Raw genomic sequence first — 16,586 nt, forward strand, 5'->3', positions numbered from 1 at the left:
GATGAGCCAGGATCAGGCGGTCTCGCCCGGCTGTGCCCTCCGGATCACGATGCGCGTCCAGGCGCCGAGGTAGACCCGGTCGTCGGGCCCGATCTCGCGCTTCTCCCCCGCCGGCAGCGGGTCATTCGGCAGCGGCCCGACGGCCGAGCCGAGATAGGTCCCGTTGGACGAGCCGAGGTCCTCCACCCACCAGCGCGTGCCGTCGGTGGTCAGCTGGCAGTGCCGCCGGCTGATCCCGTTGTCGGCGCCGAGGTCGATGTCGGGGTGGATCCCGCGGCTGCGTGACGTGCGGCCCACGAGGATCGACGTCGTCCGCAGGGGTACGACGACCGGCACGCCCGCCGAGGGCAGCGGATCGGTCGACTCCTGGTCGGCGTACCAGTCCGGGTCGATCCAGACCTCCGCGACCCAGGCCTCCCCCAGGGGTGGCGCCACCGAGGAGGGCGCCGACTCCGCGGGCGGGGCCACCGGTCCCGTGGCGGCCGGCGAGTCACCGGCATCGGCGGACGGGTCGGCCGCCGCGGTGCCGACGGGGGTGTCGAGGTCGAGCACCGACGGGGTCACCGGGCGCGGCATCGACCCGGTCGTGTAGTCGTAGCCGCACGCCTCGCAGAAGAGCGCGTTGGGCGGGTTGGCGGCCTGGCAGTTCGGGCAGGCCGACGTGGTCGGCGCGGGCGTCGGCTCCGGTGCCGCCGGCGCGGGGTCGGGAGCAGCCGGAGCGGCGGTCGTCGTACCACCGCCGGCAGGGATGGGCAGGCCGCAGACGTCGCAGTAGTCGTCCGAGCCGGACTCGTGCCCGGACGGGCAGGTGGAGGTCACGGCGTCTCCTTGCGGATCCTCGTGGTCTTGGTGGACGCGGTGTCGAGCGCCATCTCGTCGGCCTTGTCGACGGCACGCTTGAGCCGGACCGTGCCGGTCTCCTCGTTCTCGACGTCGACGACCTTCCGCAGCTTGCTGGTGGCCTCGTCGTTGCCGGTCTCGGCGGCGAGCTGGACCGCACGGCCGAGCTTGGTCGTCGCGGTCGCCTCGTCACCGGAGGCCTTGGCCGCGAGGCCCTCCTGGATCATCTGCGCGAGCTCGGTCTGCCCGGTGTAGTGGGCGACCTGCTGGTCGATGCGGGTGGTCAGCTCGGAGTTGTTGGACCAGGTCGCCTTCACCAGGCCCTGCGTCACGACGTCGTCGCCGATCGCGAGCTGCACCCGCGCGGCCAGCTGCTCCTGGCCGATCGCCTTCGCCGGCACCCGGACGGCGACGTGGTAGTCACGCGACTCGTCGGACCAGGCGCCCGTCGGGTAGTCACCGGTCAGCGGGTTGACGGGGGTACGACGGCTGGTGAGGTCTTCGACCGTCGGCGACACCTGCCGCACGAAGAGCACCTCCGCGCCCTGCGGCGTCCACACCCGCAGCGACGCGTCGGCGACACCGCGGGACATGGCGTTGCGCATGATCTCCTCGAACTGCGCCTTCATCTCCGCGGGGCTCGGGATGATGTCGACCGTGCCGAGCAGGGCCTGCGCGATCCGGCGGATCTCGGCGACCTGCCAGTCGGTGCCGGCGCCGCGGCAGTCGGCCTGGAAGTAGCCGGTGGCGCGGTTGATCGCCTCGTCGAGGCGGCCGGGGCGTTCGCGGTTCTCGCCGTCGGTGAGCAGCAGCACGTGGCGCTGGGTCACCTCGGCGACCGATGCGAAGAGCTGGCCGGCGAGGTCGAGCCAGGTGCTGATCGCCGTACCGCCGCTGCCGACGAAGCGGCCGATCGCGTCGGAGGCCGCCTGGCGTGCGGAGGGGTCCATGCGGACCATGCCCGGGCCGCTGGAGACCTGCGGGAAGGCGAGCATCGCGCGGTCGGCGCCCGCGATGACGGCGAAGTAGGTGCCGTCGACGATCTCGGCGAGCGCCGCCTGCGCGGCCTCCTTCGCCGCGGCCATCGTCGCGGGCCCCATCGAGCCGGAGGTGTCGACGATGATGATCTCGCCGGCCGAGCCGGAGCCGCCCTGTCCGGCCGTGCCGGCGCCGGAGCAGGTCACCGTCACGATCGCGTTGACGTCGGTCCCGCCGTCGGGCAGGAACTCGTTCTGGTAGACGGAAGCGGTGAACTCAGCCATCGCTCGGCTCTCCTCCTGGGGTCGGCGTCTGGCCATTCTGCCCGAGGGCGGTCTGCCCGGGATCGACGCGGGCCAGCGCTGCGGTGATGTTGTCGTGCCCGCCCGCGCCGTTGGCGAAGGCGACGAGTGCGGTGGCGATCGTGAGCGGCTCGGTGGAGCCGACGGCGTGGACCTGCTCGGCGATCGCCTCGGGGGTCGAGGCGTAGTTCCACAGGCCGTCGGAGCAGGCCAGGAGCCAACCCGGCTCGGTGACCTCCAGGCTGCCGACGGTCGGCACGAAGTCCTCCGAGTCACGGCCCAGCCACTTGGTGATCGCGTGGGCCTGCGGGCCGTTCTCCGCGACCTCCCGCGGTACGCCGGAGGCGATCTGCGCCTGTGCGACGGAGTCGTCGACCGAGAGCTGCACCGGGGTGCCGGCGTCGGGGATCCAGTAGGTCCGCGAGTCACCGATGTTGGCCCAGCTGATCCGGGCGCCCTCCAGCACGGCCGTGGTGAAGGTGGCCGAGGCGGGGTTGGTCGAGTCGGGGTCGGTGACGGCGATGATCGCGGTGTTGGCCGCGGCCGCGGCGTTGGCGAACACCTTGGCGACGGCGGCGTCGCGGCCCTGCGGCGTCCCCATGCCGGCGGGGAGCGGGACGCGCAGCACCTCGCGCGCCGCCCGGGCGCCGGCGAGCGAGGCGACGTCGGAGTCGATCGAGTTGGAGACCCCGTCCATCACGACCAGCACGGCCCGTGAGCCGGGCGCCTGGCCGGCGAGGAGCGCCATGGCGTCCTCGTTGCGGCTCTTGCCGATCGCCTTGTCGCACACGCCGGCCACCCACGGGGCGGGCTGCTCCTCGAAGTGGTCGCGCTCGCTGGGGGCCTTCGTCCCGCACTCCAGGCAGTAGAGGTCGGGACCGACCTCTCCCCCGCACTCCGTGCAGGGCCGACGGCCCGCGGGAGCGGGCGGGTCCGGCAGCGCCGAGGCGGGCTTGCGGGTGGGCGCGCTGATCGGCGCGTCGCCGAGGGGGTGGTCGGCGTCGCCCCCGGGCGCAGTCATCGGCGCGGCGGGAGCCGCGACCGTCGTACCGAGCTGGGCGCCGCAGGCCTCGCAGAAGCGGGCACCCTCGGTGACGGCCGTGCCGCAGGAGGGACAGGTCACGTCAGGCTCCAGTTCCGCACGGCGTTGGCCTGGTTGACCAGCTCGACCCGCTCCTTCACGTCGATGGCGTCGCGCGCCAGCGAGCGCAGGGCGTTCTCGAGGCCGTCGCGCACCCCCACCTCGGTCGCGGCGACGGAGCCGATCCGGGCGCCCTCGGGCACCTGCCCGTTGCCGGAGACGACCGGCAGCGCCTCGGTGAGGATCCGCACCGTGTAGCGCTGGCGGGTCCTGCCGTCGATGCTCGAGGACTCGATGGTCCGCATCGCCTGGTCGAGCACGGCGAGGTCGTGCGCACCGCCGGAGAGCAGCACCTCCGCCCGCTGCTGGCGGGCCTCGGTGTAGCCGCGGCTGGTGTTCGGGACGAGGTCGAGCGCGGCCACGGCACCCGGGGTGTCCTTGCGGTCGGCCCGCACGCGGGCCATGCCGAAGGCCGCCGGCGGGACGTACGCCGCGTCCGTGGCGACGCACACCTGGTAGAGCCCCTCGGCCACCTCCGGCAGGCCGCCGCGCTCGCAGGCGAAGGCCAGCGCCAGCTTGGGCGCGAGCTCGCCGGGGACCTGCTGGTAGACCGCGTTGAAGGACGCCTTCGCCGTCTCCCAGTCCTGCGCCTGTACGGCGGCCAGGCCCTCGATCCACAGCGCGCGCCACTCCCAGGGGTCGGCCGCGAGGAGCGCCTGCGCGTGCGCCTGCGCGCCCTTCGCGTCGGACAGCTCGAGGGCGGCGCGGGCGCGGGCCAGCCACACCTCGGCGCTGTCCTCCGGTGCCTGCTGCAGGTCGGCGAGCCGCTTCTTCGGGTCGTCGGCGCTGATCGACGACAGCCAGCTGTGCTGTGGGTCGGTGGTGTCCTCGCGCAGCTTCGGCAGCTGGCTCCACTCGGTGATCGGTCGCGAGGTCGCCGGCGACTCGAAGAGCACGGAGGCCGCCGACGTGGTCGCGGTCCCCTGCCGCTTGCGGGCCACGACCTCGCGCAGCACGCCGAGCACCTGGGAGCGCATCTCGTCGACGGAGGCGAACCGGTCGGCCGGGTCAGGGGCGCAGCACTTCGCGACCAGCTGGTAGAGCGAGTCGTTCTCCTGGAACAGCGGCGTGGAGTCGACCGGCGGCAGGCTGTGCAGGTAGGTGCCCTGGTAGCCGCGGAACTCCATCGTCAGCACGACGAGCGTGCGCCCGATCGTGTAGATGTCCGAGGCGACCGACGGCCCGATCTCCGCGACCTCCGGCGCCTGGTAGCCGACCGTGCCGTAGATCGCCGACTCCTCGTCGTCGATCCGGCGGACGCCGCCGAGGTCGATCAGCTTCATCGCGTCGCCGACCTGGATCATGTTGTCGGGCTTGAAGTCGCAGTAGACGAGGCCGAGGTCGTGGAGGTACTGGAACGCCGGCAGCAGCTCGAGGATGTAGGCCAGCGCCTGGTCGACCGGCAGCGGGTCGTAGGCGCCGTTGTTGGCGGCCATCCGCTGCTTGAGGATCTGCTTGAGGGACTTGCCGCCGACGTACTCCATGACGATGTAGCCCGCACCCTCGTGCGTCACGAAGTTGTAGATCTCGACGATGAGCGGGTGCTCGACCTGGGCGAGGAACTGCTGCTCGGCGATCGCCGCCGCCAGCGCGTCCGGGTCGCCGGAGTTCAGCAGGCCCTTGAGCACGACCCAGCGGTTGGACACGTTGCGGTCGCGGGCGAGGTAGATCCAGCCGAGGCCACCGTGCGCGAGCGCGCCCGCGACCTCGTACTGCCCCGCGACGAGGTCGCCCTGCTGCAGCTTCGGGGTGAACGAGAACTGCTGGCCGCAGTTGGGGCAGAAGCCCTCGCTGCGACCGGGCTGCCCGTTGATGCTGCGTCCCACCGGGTTGCCGCACTTGGAGCAGCTGCGCTTGTCCTCGGGCACCTGCGGGTCGGCCATGATCGCCTTGGCGGCGTCCACCGGCGGTGCGGGAGGTACGACGGTCAGGCCGGCGCCGAGCCGGGCCGAGCGCATCCGCTGCGAGCCGGTGCGGGTGCGCCGCGTGGCGTAGCTGCCCGTCGTACCGGCGCGCTTGGAGCCGATCGCCGCCGACTGCACGCGGCTGGCGGCCGTGGCGGACGTCCCCTCGCGGCCCGAGAGCGGCTGCGACTCCGCGATGGCCGCGGCCTCGGCGACGCGTGCGCCGGGCAGGGCGGGCGAGCCGCACACGTCGCAGTAGCCGTCGAGGATCTTGCCGGTGCACCCGGGCTGCGGGCAGGGGTCGCCGTTGGCGCCGCGGGAGGCCTTGAGCGTGCCCGTGGCCGTCACGCCGGCGGGGCCGGGCAGTGCGGACGCCGCCGTCGCGGCAGGGGCTGCGGGGGCTGCGGGGGCTGCGGCGGCGCTGTCGCCGGCCATGCCGCAGACGTCGCAGTAGCCGTCGACGATGCTGCCCGTGCAGCCGGGCTGGGTGCAGCTCATGGCGTCTCCTTGGTGAGCCAGGTCTGGTAGGTCGTGACGAGCTGGCGGGCCACGGCCATCGGGCACGGGCGACGCTCCAGCAGGGCGCGCGCGGCGCGCTCGCTCTCGGCCAGGTCGGGGTTGTCGGCGAGGCGAGCGGCGCGGGCCTTCGCGACGTAGCCGTCGAGGAGCCCGACGAGCTGGGTGTGCTCGTCGAGCGCGGCGGCGTACGCGTGCTGCGCGACCTCCATCGCCTGCGCCACCCGGTCGAGGCGCTCCAGGTAGGGCTCGATCCCCTCCGGGGTGACCGGCACCGGACCGAGCAGCTCGACGTCGGGGACGGCGTAGCGCGGCGCCGGGTCGACGGTGGCGACCGCCGTCTCGGCGAGCTTGGCCAGGGCGGCCTCGCGGGCCTCGAGGTCCGCGCGGAGCTCGCGTGCGGAGAGGACCTTGCTGCGGGCGTCGCGGCGGCGCGCGTTGCCGACGATCAGGTCGCGCTCGAAGGTCGTCGCCTCGGCCTCCAGCGGACCGAGCATGCCCCCCACGTCGCCGCCGCGCTCCGCCTTGGCCGTCAGCACCTCGAGCCGGGCCATCAGCTCGGCCAGGCGCTCGATCGCGGCGTCGCGGCTGTTGGCGGGCTCGAGGCCCACCTGGTCGCGGATCCGCTCCAGCTGGGCGCGCAGCTCACGGATCCGGGTCGCCGACCTGTCCGCGTCGGGCACCAGCGCGAGGCGGGTGCGGAGCTGGCCGGTCAGCGCGTCGCAGAGCCGGCCGGCCTCGGGCAGCGACACCGCCAACCCGCCGGGCAGCTCGGACGCGCTGTCGAGGCGCCCCCACACGAGCGCGGAGATCCGCTCCCGCTCCTGGCGGAGCACCCGTCCGCCGTCCCACGTCGCGAAGACGAGCTGGTAGCGGTCGGCGATCGCCTTCCAGAGCGCCAGCGCGAGGGACATGTCGCCCGCGAGCTCGCCACCCCGACCCGCCGCGATCGCGGCTCGGTCGAGCTCGTCGAGCTCCGATCGTCGTACCCGCAGCCAGGTGTCGAGCTCGGCCAGGTAGGTCTGGATCGCCGCAGGGTCCAGCGCGTCCCCGAGCTTGCCGGGGGCGGTGGGGGCGGTGGCGGTCGCGGCCTGCTGCACGGTCACCGGCCGTACTGCGGGGTCGGCGGCGTCGCGTCGCCGAGGTAGGGCTCGAGCCACTCGTCGTACGACGCCTGCCAGTCGCCGTTGCTGCGCCGCTCCTCGAGGACGGAGTTGACGAAGCGGATCAGGGCGACGTCGTCCTGGTTGGCGCCGATGCCGTAGGGCTCGTCGGTGAGCTTCTTCTGCTCGGGAACCTCGGCATAGGGGTCCTGCGCGGCCAGACCGGCGAGCACCGTGTCGTCGCCGGTGATCGCGTCGACCTCACCCTGCTGGAACTTCACCAGGCATCCCGTGTGGTTGGCTGCCGCCACCGTCACGACGTCGGGCTGGATCTTCTTGATGTTGTCGATGCTGGTGGACCCGGCCGGAGCGCAGACCTTCTTGCCCGACAGCGACTTCACGCCCTTCTTCTCGAAGGCCGCGACGTCGTCCTCGCGGACCAGCACCTTCTGTGTCGCGTTGTAGTAGACGGCGGAGAAGCCGATCTGGCTCCAGCGCGTGCAGTTCATCGTGTAGTTGCGGGCAACGAGATCGATCTCCTGCTCGTGCGTCTCACCGTCGATGGTCGCACCGAGCAGCGTGGGACGCTCGGCCGCGCTGATGACGCGCAACTGGAGGTCGACGCCGAGCGCGTCGGCGATGGCCTGGGCGACATCGATGTCGAAGCCCTGGATCTCACTGTCCTTGAAGGGATTGGCCCATCCCATCTGGAAGGTGTCTGCGGAGACTCCGACGACCAGCCGGTCCTCGTTGAGCAGCTGCGCCCTGGCGGCACCGCGGTCAGTGCTCGGCGCGTACGACTGGGTCGGGTTGTCGCACTCGACCGGCTTCGTGCCGGCGGCAGGCGTGCTCCCTGCCGCCTTCGGCGGCGGGACCACGGTCTCGTCGTAGCCGCAGGCGCCGAGCAGGAGCAGTGCAGCCGTGAGCGTGGTGGCGAGCACGCGCGGCGTCGTCGCACGGATCACGAGAACTCCCTCCGTCGCTCGCCGATACCTCGGGCGACGAAGGCCGCTGCGCCCAGTCCGAGCAGCAGGGACAGGATGCTGACCGCCAGCGCCAGTCCCCGACCGCTCTCGAGGTCGCCGGTGACGTTGTCGCTTGCCGTCGCCACGATGGTCTCCGATGCGCTGTCGAAGGCGTTGAGCGGCTTCGACGAGCCGTCATCACCGGTGGTCGTCGCGAGGTCGCGGGCCTTCGTCCAGTGGCCGCCGTCGTCCTGCTTCCGGATCTCCCGGTAGACCGCGTCGTAGTCGCTCCACTGCTCACCGGTGTCACGGCGAGACGATTTCTTGACGACCTCCGCCGACTTCTCCCAGTTGGTCACGTAGGTGGCACCGGAGCCGCGCTTGATCAGCGCGAGGCTCTCGTTGGCCTTGGCGTCGTTCGCCGCGGTCCGGGCGTTGGCCTGCGAGATCGCCAGCGCGAGGTCGCCCTCACGCAGGCTGTCGTTGGAGTTGTCCCGCAGCCACGCACCGACGACACCCACGATCGTCACGACCAGCACGATCGCGCCCGCGATGGCGACACCCTTGTTGACCCGCCTCCGGAAGGCGCCGGCCAGCTGCTGGTTGATGACGAACAGAGCCGCGAGGGCGAGGACCCCGACCAGCAGCAGCCAGAACGGGTGCTGACCGTTCATGGAGCCCTCTGCTCGGTCGGTGTTGGCTGCGACGAGGGCGGCGAGGATCGGGATCGCGGCGTCGATGGGGTCGGAGGTGTCGGTCGCGGGCACGGAGTTGCGCAGCGCGGTGCTGGCCCCGCTGAGGTACTCCGCGCCGACGGGATAGCCGAGACGGTTGTAGTCGCGAGCCTGGGCCACCGCGGTGACGTAGTCGTTGACCCGGAGGGCCAGCTCCTCCAGGACCGCACGATCCTTCGGCTGCGCGTCGGCCGCGGCGGTGATGCCCGTCAGCACGTCGTCGATCGCGGCGTCGTACTCCGCGCGCTGCCCTGCATCCTCCAGGCCACCGACCAGGAAGGCGTTCGTCGCGAGGGCGTCCGCACGGAGCAGCGACGACTGGATCTTCTGGACGCGGACGAGCTGCTGGGTGTCGTCAGCCGCCCGGCCGTCCGCCTGCCACCCCAGGAACTGCACGAGCGCGCTGACGATGCCGAACACGATCGCCACCGTCATCCCGATCAGCTGCCAGCGGTTGAGCAGGGCGGGGGTGTCGACGTGGCCCTGGTCGGCTGACGCCGTCGCCGACGTCGTGGCGGGGGCGGCCGCGGGAGCGGGGGCCGCAGGCGGCGGGGCTGCCTGCGGGGGGGCGGTCTGGCTCACGACTGCTCCTCGGGGGCGGCGGGCCGGTCGGGCCGGCGGGGGTGCTGGGGCAGGGTGGTCTCGGTGCCGAACGGACCGGCCGCCTCCTGCGCCGGAGGTGCCGGCGGCGGGGGTGGCGGGGGCGGCGGGGCCGCGGACGGCTTGACGATCAGGGTCGCCTCCGCGCCGCTGAGCGGCGACGCCTCCAGCTCCGGCTCCGGAACGGGCTGGGGTTCGGGCTGAGGCTCGCGCTGAGGCTCCGGCTCGGGCTGGGGCTCGGGGACGAACGGCTCCACCGGCTCGGCCGGCGGCGCGTCGGCCGGCGGCACGACCTCGCCCTCGGCTGCCGGCGCATCGGCCGCATCCGGCGCGGTGTCGTTGGGGTCGACGACCAGGTCCTCGGGCTCGAGGGTGCGCAGCTGCTCCAGCGTCGGCTCGGCGATGTCGCGCAGGCGCCAGGCGTGGCGGCCGATCGCGGCCTCCATCAGGTTGCGCACGAAGCGCGCGTTGCCGAAGGACGGACCCCGCGGGGTCTCGGCGAGGATCTCCTTCAGCCGCGTGACGACCGCGTCGCTCGCGTCGTAGTCGGCGCCGGAGACCATCGAGCTGAAGATGCCGACCAGCTCGTCGTCGGTGTAGTTGGCGAAGTCGATGGTGGTGCGGAAGCGGCTCTCGAGGCCGGGGTTCTCGGAGATGAAGACCGCCATGGGGAGCGGGTAGCCGGCGACGATGACCACGAGGTCGTCGCGCTTGTCCTCCATCTCCTTCACGAGGGTGTCGATCGCCTCCTTGCCGTACTGGTCGCCGGAGAGCGAGTACGCCTCGTCGATGAACAGCACGCCGCCCTCGGCCGACGCCACGACCTCGGCGGTCTTCGCGGCCGTCTGGCCGAGATAGCCCGCGACGAGCTCGGAGCGGTCGACCTCGACCAGCTGGCCCTTCGAGAGCAGCCCGAGGGCGCGGTAGATCCCTGCGACGAGCCGGGCGACCGTCGTCTTGCCGGTGCCCGGGTTGCCGTTGAAGACCAGGTGGCGGGTGATCGTCGGGGTGTCCAGGCCGGCCTTCTTGCGCAGCCCCTCGACCCGCAGCACCGCGGCCTGCCGGTGGATCTCGCCCTTGACGTTGGCGAGACCGATGAGGGCGTCGAGCTCCGCGAGGAGCTCCTCGACCGTCTTGGTCGGCTCCTCCGGCTTCGCGGGCTCCTCGGCCGGCTTCTCCGGCTCCGCCGCCTGCGTCTGTACGCCGTCAGCGGGGCCGCCCGCGGACGGAACCGCCGGCGCAGGACCGGTCACCGGGTCGGCGGGGAGGAGCGGCGCGGCGTCGTTGAGCGCGCCGAGCTGGCGTCGTACCTGCTCACCGACGCGGCGGACCTGCTCCAGCACCTCGTCGCCAACGCCCGGGACCGGCTGCCGCTCGGGCAGCTGGAAGGCGCCCGGACCGCCGACGGGCGGGGTCAGTCCGGCGCTGCCACCACCCAGCTGGGCGGTGGTCACGGTGGTCGCCGCGCCGACGGCGTCGGGCCCGGGCTCGCCGAGCCGGGAGCCGGCGAGGGCGGCGTCGGCGAGCGCGCCGGCGTAGTCGGCGGAGTGGGGGGACTTCTCCAGCAGCAGCTGGGCCATCAGCGGCGTCGGCCCGGCCCGGAAGCGGTTGCCGCGCTTGGCGGCGAGCATGTGCTCCTCCGCCGACCGATCCCGCCCGGTCTGGATGCACCAGTCGACGAACGCGCCGCGCGAGCGCTCCGAGACCGTGGCCGCGACGGCCTCGCCCTCCGCCCGGGCGGCTGCCTCGTCCGCACCAGCGGCACGGGCGACGGCCGCGAGCGCGTCGAGCGCGTCGGCGAGGCTGCCGACCGGCGCCGTCACTGCGACCCCAGGTTGAGGTCGCCACCGGTCGAGGAGTGCCCGAACTTCGCGTCCAGGAACTGTCCGTGCGCGACCAGCGCCTGGGCGTCGGCGCGGTTGGCCGCATCGAAGATCTTGTCCATCGTGGCTCCGAGCAGCTCGAGTTGTTCGATGAGGATCATCAGCGCGGTCTTCTGGCCGTCGATCGGCCGGGTGTCGGCCCAGTCGCGGGGCAGGCGGAGGTAGCCGTCGACCGCCTCGGGCAGGTAGTCCGTCGCGGTCGCGACGACCGAGAAGGCCTCGAGGCTGCCGAGCCCCATCTGCTGCAGGCGCGGCAGCGTCTGGTGGATCGTGCGCGCGATCCGCACGACGCGCGAGACCACCACCGGCGGCGCGTTGCCGTCCCGGAGCATCGCGTTGATCCGGTTCAGCGCCGCGAGGATGTCCTTCTCGGTCGGCGGTGGCGGGGCGGCGTACTGCTGCTCCTCAGCGTCCCTGCCCCGCTTGAACCACGACTTCAGCCCCACCCGATCCCGTCCTGTCCCCTCGGCCGGCGACCGCGCGCTCAGCCGATGTCCAGCGTGCCGGCGGCATTGCGCGCGTCGTGCTGCTGGACCCGGTCGAGGTACGCCTTGGACTTCTGGACCTCGTTCTCGAGGACGCCGATGGTGGTCGACATGTTGTCGAGCGCCTTGAGCTTGAACTCGTCGATCGAGTCCATCGTGGCGTAGATGTTGGCGAAGGCGGCCTGGAGCTGCTCGATGCCGATCGTCGACGACGCCGCCTGCTCCTGGATGCGCGCGGAGTTGTCCTTGAGCATCTCGGAGGTGCGCTGGATCATCGCCGAGGTCGTCGTGTTGAGCGCCGTGATCTGGTCGAGGACCAGCTTCTGGTTGCTCAGTGCTTGGGCGACGATGACCGCGGTCCGCAGGGCGGAGATCGTGGTCGTGGTGGCCCGGTCGACACCCTTGATGAGCTCGATGTTGTTCTTGATGATGATGTCGATCGCCAGGTAGGCCTGGATCGACACCGCGAGCTGGGTGAGCAGGTCCTGGTGCTTCTGGCGGACGTAGAACAGCACGTCCTGCGAGAGCGTCTTGGCCGTCTCCGGGTCGCTGAGCTCGAGCTCGGCGATCTTCGCGGACAGCTTGGCATCGAGCTTCTCGGCGACGTAGATGTACTGGTTGAGGCGTCCCATGACCGACCAGAGGTTGGTCTTCTCGAGGTTGAGCGCCACGTTGTCCTTGGTCAGCTCGTCCTGGCCGCTGCGCAGCGAGTGCAGGATGCCGTTGAGCTGGGTCTGCGAGGACTGGTACTTGCGGAAGTAGTCCTCGATCTTGTCGTTGAAGGGCAGCTTGTTCCACCACTTCTTCGCGCCGGTGGCCTGGCCCGGGTCGAGGTCCTCGACCGTACGACGGAGGTCGAGCAGCGTCTTGCCGACGGTGGAGCCCTCGGACAGACCGCCCGCCTTGAGCGCGCTGACCGGCTTGTCGAGCATCCGGTTGGACGTCTCGGCGGCCTTGCGGATGTCGGCGTCGCCCATGGTGCGGACGTTCTCCGCCTGCGCCGCGAACTCCGGGCTGCCGGCCTTCGTCGAGGTCAGCGAGGTGAGGAAGTTGTCGACCTTCGCGTCGAGCTCGGGCACCATCGCCGCCTCGACCTGCGGCGCCATCTTCGGCGCCTGGGTCTCGACGACGGGCGCGGCCGGCTCGGGCGCGGTGAGTGTGAGGGCAGGCTCGGGGGGTGCGAGCGGGCTGGGCTCGGGAGCGGGTGCCTGGGAACCATCGGTGGTCATGGCCCCGAGCCTATCCACGGAACCCACCCTTCATGCAGGGTCAGCGCAGAAGTTCAGGGTCCGCCTCAGGGATGCCACCGACCCGGCCGAGCGGGCCCAGATCGACGAGGAACCACGGCATCATCCACTGGGCGATCGGCCCGATGGCGAGCGCGTAGGCGACCGTGCCGACGCCGAGCGTGCCGCCCAGGAGCAGGCCGATCACGACGACGGCGACCTCGAGGGCGGTGCGCACCAGCCGGATCGAGAGACCGGTACGACGGGCGAGGCCGGTCATCAGGCCGTCCCGGGGTCCGCGGCCGAGCTGGGCGCCGATGTAGAGCGCGGTGGCCAGTCCGCAGAGCACGATGCCGCCGACCATCAGCGCCACCCGGGCGGCCATCGCGTGCGGGGCGTCGAGCACGGCGAGCGTGAGGTCGGCGGAGAGACCGACCACGATCGCGTTGGAGATCGTGGCGATGCCGGGCTTCTCCCGCAGCGGGATCCAGAGCACGAGCACCACGAAGCTGAAGAGGACCACCGCCTGGCCCAGCGTGATCGGCACGTGGCGGATGAACCCGGAGTGCAGCACGTCCCAGGGAGCCAGGCCGATGTCGCCGCGCACCATGAGGGCGAGGCTGGCGCCGTACAGGAAGAGGCCGACGTAGAGCTGGACGAGACGGCGCGGCAGGCGGCCGGCACGGAGCTGGGTGATCGGGCCGAGGTCGGCGAGCTGCACGGTCGAGCTGGACATGGGACCAGCCTGTCCGGGATTGGACTGTTTCCAAATAGCCAATCATGAGAGAGTGGCCTGTATGAGCCAGACCACCTTGACCGCCGCACGGCTGGCGGCCCTCGTCGACGGCTTCGACCGCTCCCCCGCGTACGCCGGCCTCGCCGACGCCCTGCGCGAGCTGATCGGCGACGGCCGGATCGGCTACGGCACCCGCCTGCCCAGCGAGCGCGACCTGACCGAGGCGCTCGGCGTCTCGCGGACCACCGTGACCCGCGCCTACGCCCGGCTCCGCGACACCGCCTACGCCGAGGCCCGGCAGGGGTCGGGGACCTTCACCCGCCTGCCCGGCGGTCGCACCCGGGCGCTGGACCGGGCCCTGTGGCCCAGCGACGTCGGCAACGGCGTCATCGACCTGGTCTGCGCGGCCGCCACCGCTCCGCCCGGCATCGCCGCGCTGTACGCCGAGGCCGCCGCCGAGCTGCCCGCCCACCTCGGCAGCCACGGGTACTTCCCCGCCGGCATGCCCGCCCTGCAGGCCGCGATCGCCGCGAGGTACGACGCCCGGGGGCTGCCGACCGATCCCGACCAGGTGATCGTGACGCCCGGCGCGCTGGCCGCGACCGCCGTGGTCGGCGCCGCACTCGCGGGTCCGCGTGACCGGGTGCTGATGGAGTCGCCGACCTACCCCAACGCGGTGCAGGCGCTGCGCAGCGGCGGTGGGCGGCTCGCGACGACCACCCTCGACCCGCTGGGCTGGGACCTCGACGCGATCGGCGCGGCACTCGCGCGACACCGGCCGCGCCTGGTGCACCTGATGCCCGACTTCCACAACCCGACGGGGCTGGTGATGTCGGAGCCGGACCGCGCGGCCTATGCCCGGCTCCTGGCCCGCCACGACGCCATCGCCGTCGTCGACGAGGCCCACCACCTGCTCCACCTGGACGAGGATCCCGCGTTCGTCGCGCGGCGCCCGTTCGCGTCGTACAGCAAGGACGCGATCTGCGTGGGCAGCGCCAGCAAGAGCGTGTGGGGCGGACTGCGGCTCGGCTGGATCCGTGCACCGCACGCGCTCGTCGACCGGCTCACCCGCGCCCGCGTCGGGCTGGACCTGGGGGCGCCGGTGCTCGAGCAGCTGGTCCTCACCCGGCTGCTCACCAGCAGCATGGACGACGTCGTGGCGATCCAGCGCACCCGCCTGCGCGAGCAGCGCGACGCCCTCGCCGGCGCACTGGCCGAGCGCCTCCCCGACTGGGAGTTCCGGATGCCGGCCGGCGGGATGGCGCTGTGGTGCCGCCTGCCCGCGAGCGGGGCGACCGCACTGTCGACCGAGGCCGAGCGGCACGGCGTACTGCTGGCTCCCGGGCCGTCCTTCGCACCGGAGGGTGGCCTGGACCGCTACCTGCGGATCCCGTACGCGATCGCGGCGCCCCAGCTCGTCGAGGCCGTGGACCGGATCGCCGACGCCTGGGCCGTCGTCAGCAGCGGGCGGACGGGGTCGCCCACGCCGCCGTCAGGCAGCGAACCGGTCCTCGTCGCCTGACGGTCAGAGGATGTCGACGGCGTGGATCGAGGTGGCCTCGATGGCGGCCTCGATCTCGGCGAGGGTCTCGCCCGGGATCGCGGAGTCGACGGACAGCGCCACCAGCGCCTCGCCGCCCTTGGTCTCGCGGGAGACCTGCATGCCGGCGATGTTGACCTGCGCCTGGCCGAGGATCTGGCCGACGGTGCCGACCATGCCGGGCCGGTCGACGTAGGTGAAGAACGCGAGGTGGTCGGTCGGCTCGATGTCGATGTCGTAGCCGTTGACCTCGACGAGCCGCTCGCGCTGGTGGATGCCGACCAGCGTGCCGCTGACGGACACCTGGGTGCCGTCGGCGAGGGTGCCGCGCAGCGTGATCAGGTTGCGGTGGTCGGGGCTGTCGCTGTCCGTGACGAGGCGTACGGCGACGCCGCGCTCGGCCGAGAGCAGGGGCGCGTTGACGTAGGAGACCTGGTCCTCGACGACGCTGCTGAACACGCCCTTGAGGGCCGCGAGCTCGAGCACCTTGACGTCCTGCTCGGCGATCTCGCCGCGGACCTCGACATCGAGGCTCTGCGCGACCTCGCCGGCCACGGCCGTGAAGATCTGGCCGAGCCGCTCGGTGAGCGGGATGCCGGGGCGCACGTCCTCGGCGATGACGCCGCCCTGGACGTTGACCGCGTCGGGGACGAGCTCGCCGGACAGCGCGAGGCGCACCGACTTCGCGACGGCGATGCCGGCCTTCTCCTGGGCCTCGTCGGTCGAGGCCCCCAGGTGCGGCGTGGCGACGACGTTCTCCAGCTCGAAGAGCGGGCTGTCGGTGCAGGGCTCCTTGGCGAACACGTCGAGGCCGGCTGCGCCGATGCGACCGGTCTTGAGGGCGTCGTACAGGGCCGCCTCGTCGACGATGCCGCCCCGGGCGGCGTTGACGAGCACCAGCTGCGGCCGCGCCTTCGCGAGCTGCTCGGCACCGATCAGGCCGACCGTCTCGGGCGTCTTCGGCAGGTGGACCGACATGAAGTCGGACTCGGCCATGAGGGTGTCGAGGTCGACCAGGCGCACGCCCATCTGCGCGGCGCGGCCGGGCTGCACGTAGGGGTCGTAGGCGATGACGTTCATGCCGAAGGCGGCGAGGCGCTGGGCGACGAGGACGCCGATCCGGCCGAGGCCGACGATGCCGACGGTCTTCTCGAAGAGCTCGATGCCGGTGTACTTCGAGCGCTTCCACTCACCGTTGCGCAGCGCGGCGTGCGCCGGCGAGACGTGGCGGGCGGCGGCGAGCATCAGCGCGACGGCGAGCTCGGCGGCGGACACGATGTTGGAGGTCGGGGCGTTGACGACCATCACGCCGGACTGGGTCGCCGCCTTCACGTCGACGTTGTCGAGCCCGACCCCCGCGCGGGCGATCACCTTGAGCCGCTTGGCCGCCGCAAGCGCCTCGGCGTCGACCTTGGTCGCCGAGCGGACGAGGATCGCGTCGACGTCGGCGATCGCGGGCAGCAGCTCCGCACGGTCGGCACCGTTGCAGTGCCGGATCTCGAAGTCCGGGCCGAGCGCCTCGACGGTGGCGGGGCTGAGCTCTTCGGCAATGAGGACGACGGGGCGATCAGTCACAGCGGTGTCCTTCGCGGGAACGTGCGGGTGGAGACGTGCACGACGCTGTGCGCGCTCG

13 protein-coding genes are annotated in these 16,586 nt (G+C 72.5%); 1 reads left to right on the forward strand and 12 read right to left on the reverse strand.

From position 1 onward, the window contains the following. Positions 1-12 precede the first annotated feature (12 nt). From BJ993_RS02675 to yczE, 11 genes are read right to left on the reverse strand one after another with little or no spacing between them, the layout of a single operon-like run. Positions 13-819: a double zinc ribbon and FHA domain-containing protein gene (locus BJ993_RS02675; RefSeq protein ID WP_179647631.1), complete on the reverse strand. Its 807-nt coding sequence runs from the start codon at positions 817-819 to the stop codon at positions 13-15. Next, complete coding sequence (locus BJ993_RS02680) at positions 816-2,102, reverse strand: vWA domain-containing protein (protein ID WP_179647632.1); 1,287 nt, start codon at positions 2,100-2,102, stop codon at positions 816-818. The genes BJ993_RS02675 and BJ993_RS02680 overlap by 4 nt, the downstream gene beginning before the upstream one ends. Beyond that, complete coding sequence (locus BJ993_RS02685; protein WP_179647633.1) at positions 2,095-3,243, reverse strand: PP2C family protein-serine/threonine phosphatase; 1,149 nt, start codon at positions 3,241-3,243, stop codon at positions 2,095-2,097. The genes BJ993_RS02680 and BJ993_RS02685 overlap by 8 nt, the downstream gene beginning before the upstream one ends. After that, positions 3,240-5,663 carry a serine/threonine-protein kinase gene (locus BJ993_RS02690; protein ID WP_179647634.1) on the reverse strand — a complete coding sequence of 808 codons (2,424 nt, stop codon included), beginning with the start codon at positions 5,661-5,663 and terminating at the stop codon, positions 3,240-3,242. Before BJ993_RS02690 ends, BJ993_RS02685 begins: the two co-directional genes overlap by 4 nt. Beyond that, positions 5,660-6,787, reverse strand: coding sequence for a hypothetical protein (locus BJ993_RS02695; RefSeq protein ID WP_179647635.1), 1,128 nt, complete (start codon positions 6,785-6,787; stop codon positions 5,660-5,662). The genes BJ993_RS02690 and BJ993_RS02695 overlap by 4 nt, the downstream gene beginning before the upstream one ends. Next, the gene (locus BJ993_RS02700; RefSeq protein WP_179647636.1) at positions 6,784-7,749 is read right to left on the reverse strand and encodes a glutamate ABC transporter substrate-binding protein; all 966 of its coding nucleotides are present in this window, start codon (positions 7,747-7,749) and stop codon (positions 6,784-6,786) included. Before BJ993_RS02700 ends, BJ993_RS02695 begins: the two co-directional genes overlap by 4 nt. After that, positions 7,746-9,065, reverse strand: a complete 1,320-nt coding sequence (locus BJ993_RS02705; RefSeq protein ID WP_179647637.1) for a GlnX family signal transduction membrane protein — start codon at positions 9,063-9,065, stop codon at positions 7,746-7,748. The genes BJ993_RS02700 and BJ993_RS02705 overlap by 4 nt, the downstream gene beginning before the upstream one ends. Further along, on the reverse strand, positions 9,062-10,906 hold the full coding sequence (locus BJ993_RS02710) for an AAA family ATPase (RefSeq protein WP_308645455.1): 1,845 nt from the start codon (positions 10,904-10,906) through the stop codon (positions 9,062-9,064). The genes BJ993_RS02705 and BJ993_RS02710 overlap by 4 nt, the downstream gene beginning before the upstream one ends. Next, complete coding sequence (locus BJ993_RS02715; protein WP_051931552.1) at positions 10,903-11,412, reverse strand: hypothetical protein; 510 nt, start codon at positions 11,410-11,412, stop codon at positions 10,903-10,905. Before BJ993_RS02715 ends, BJ993_RS02710 begins: the two co-directional genes overlap by 4 nt. Before the next feature lie 38 nt (positions 11,413-11,450). Then, the gene (locus BJ993_RS02720) at positions 11,451-12,680 is read right to left on the reverse strand and encodes a toxic anion resistance protein (RefSeq protein WP_036541503.1); all 1,230 of its coding nucleotides are present in this window, start codon (positions 12,678-12,680) and stop codon (positions 11,451-11,453) included. A gap of 40 nt (positions 12,681-12,720) precedes the next feature. Further along, positions 12,721-13,413 carry a membrane protein YczE gene (gene yczE, locus BJ993_RS02725; protein WP_179647638.1) on the reverse strand — a complete coding sequence of 231 codons (693 nt, stop codon included), beginning with the start codon at positions 13,411-13,413 and terminating at the stop codon, positions 12,721-12,723. Positions 13,414-13,474: 61 nt separating this feature from the next. Here yczE and yczR point away from each other — a divergent pair, with 61 nt between their 5' ends. Next, positions 13,475-14,935, forward strand: coding sequence for a MocR-like transcription factor YczR (yczR, locus tag BJ993_RS02730; RefSeq protein ID WP_179647639.1), 1,461 nt, complete (start codon positions 13,475-13,477; stop codon positions 14,933-14,935). Positions 14,936-14,938: 3 nt separating this feature from the next. Here yczR and serA read toward each other — a convergent pair whose 3' ends face one another. Continuing rightward, positions 14,939-16,528, reverse strand: a complete 1,590-nt coding sequence (gene serA, locus BJ993_RS02735) for a phosphoglycerate dehydrogenase (protein ID WP_179647640.1) — start codon at positions 16,526-16,528, stop codon at positions 14,939-14,941. Between the last annotated feature and the right edge of the window lie 58 nt (positions 16,529-16,586).

This window comes from Nocardioides aromaticivorans (assembly GCF_013408525.1).
GTDB classification, from domain to species: domain Bacteria; phylum Actinomycetota; class Actinomycetes; order Propionibacteriales; family Nocardioidaceae; genus Nocardioides; species Nocardioides aromaticivorans.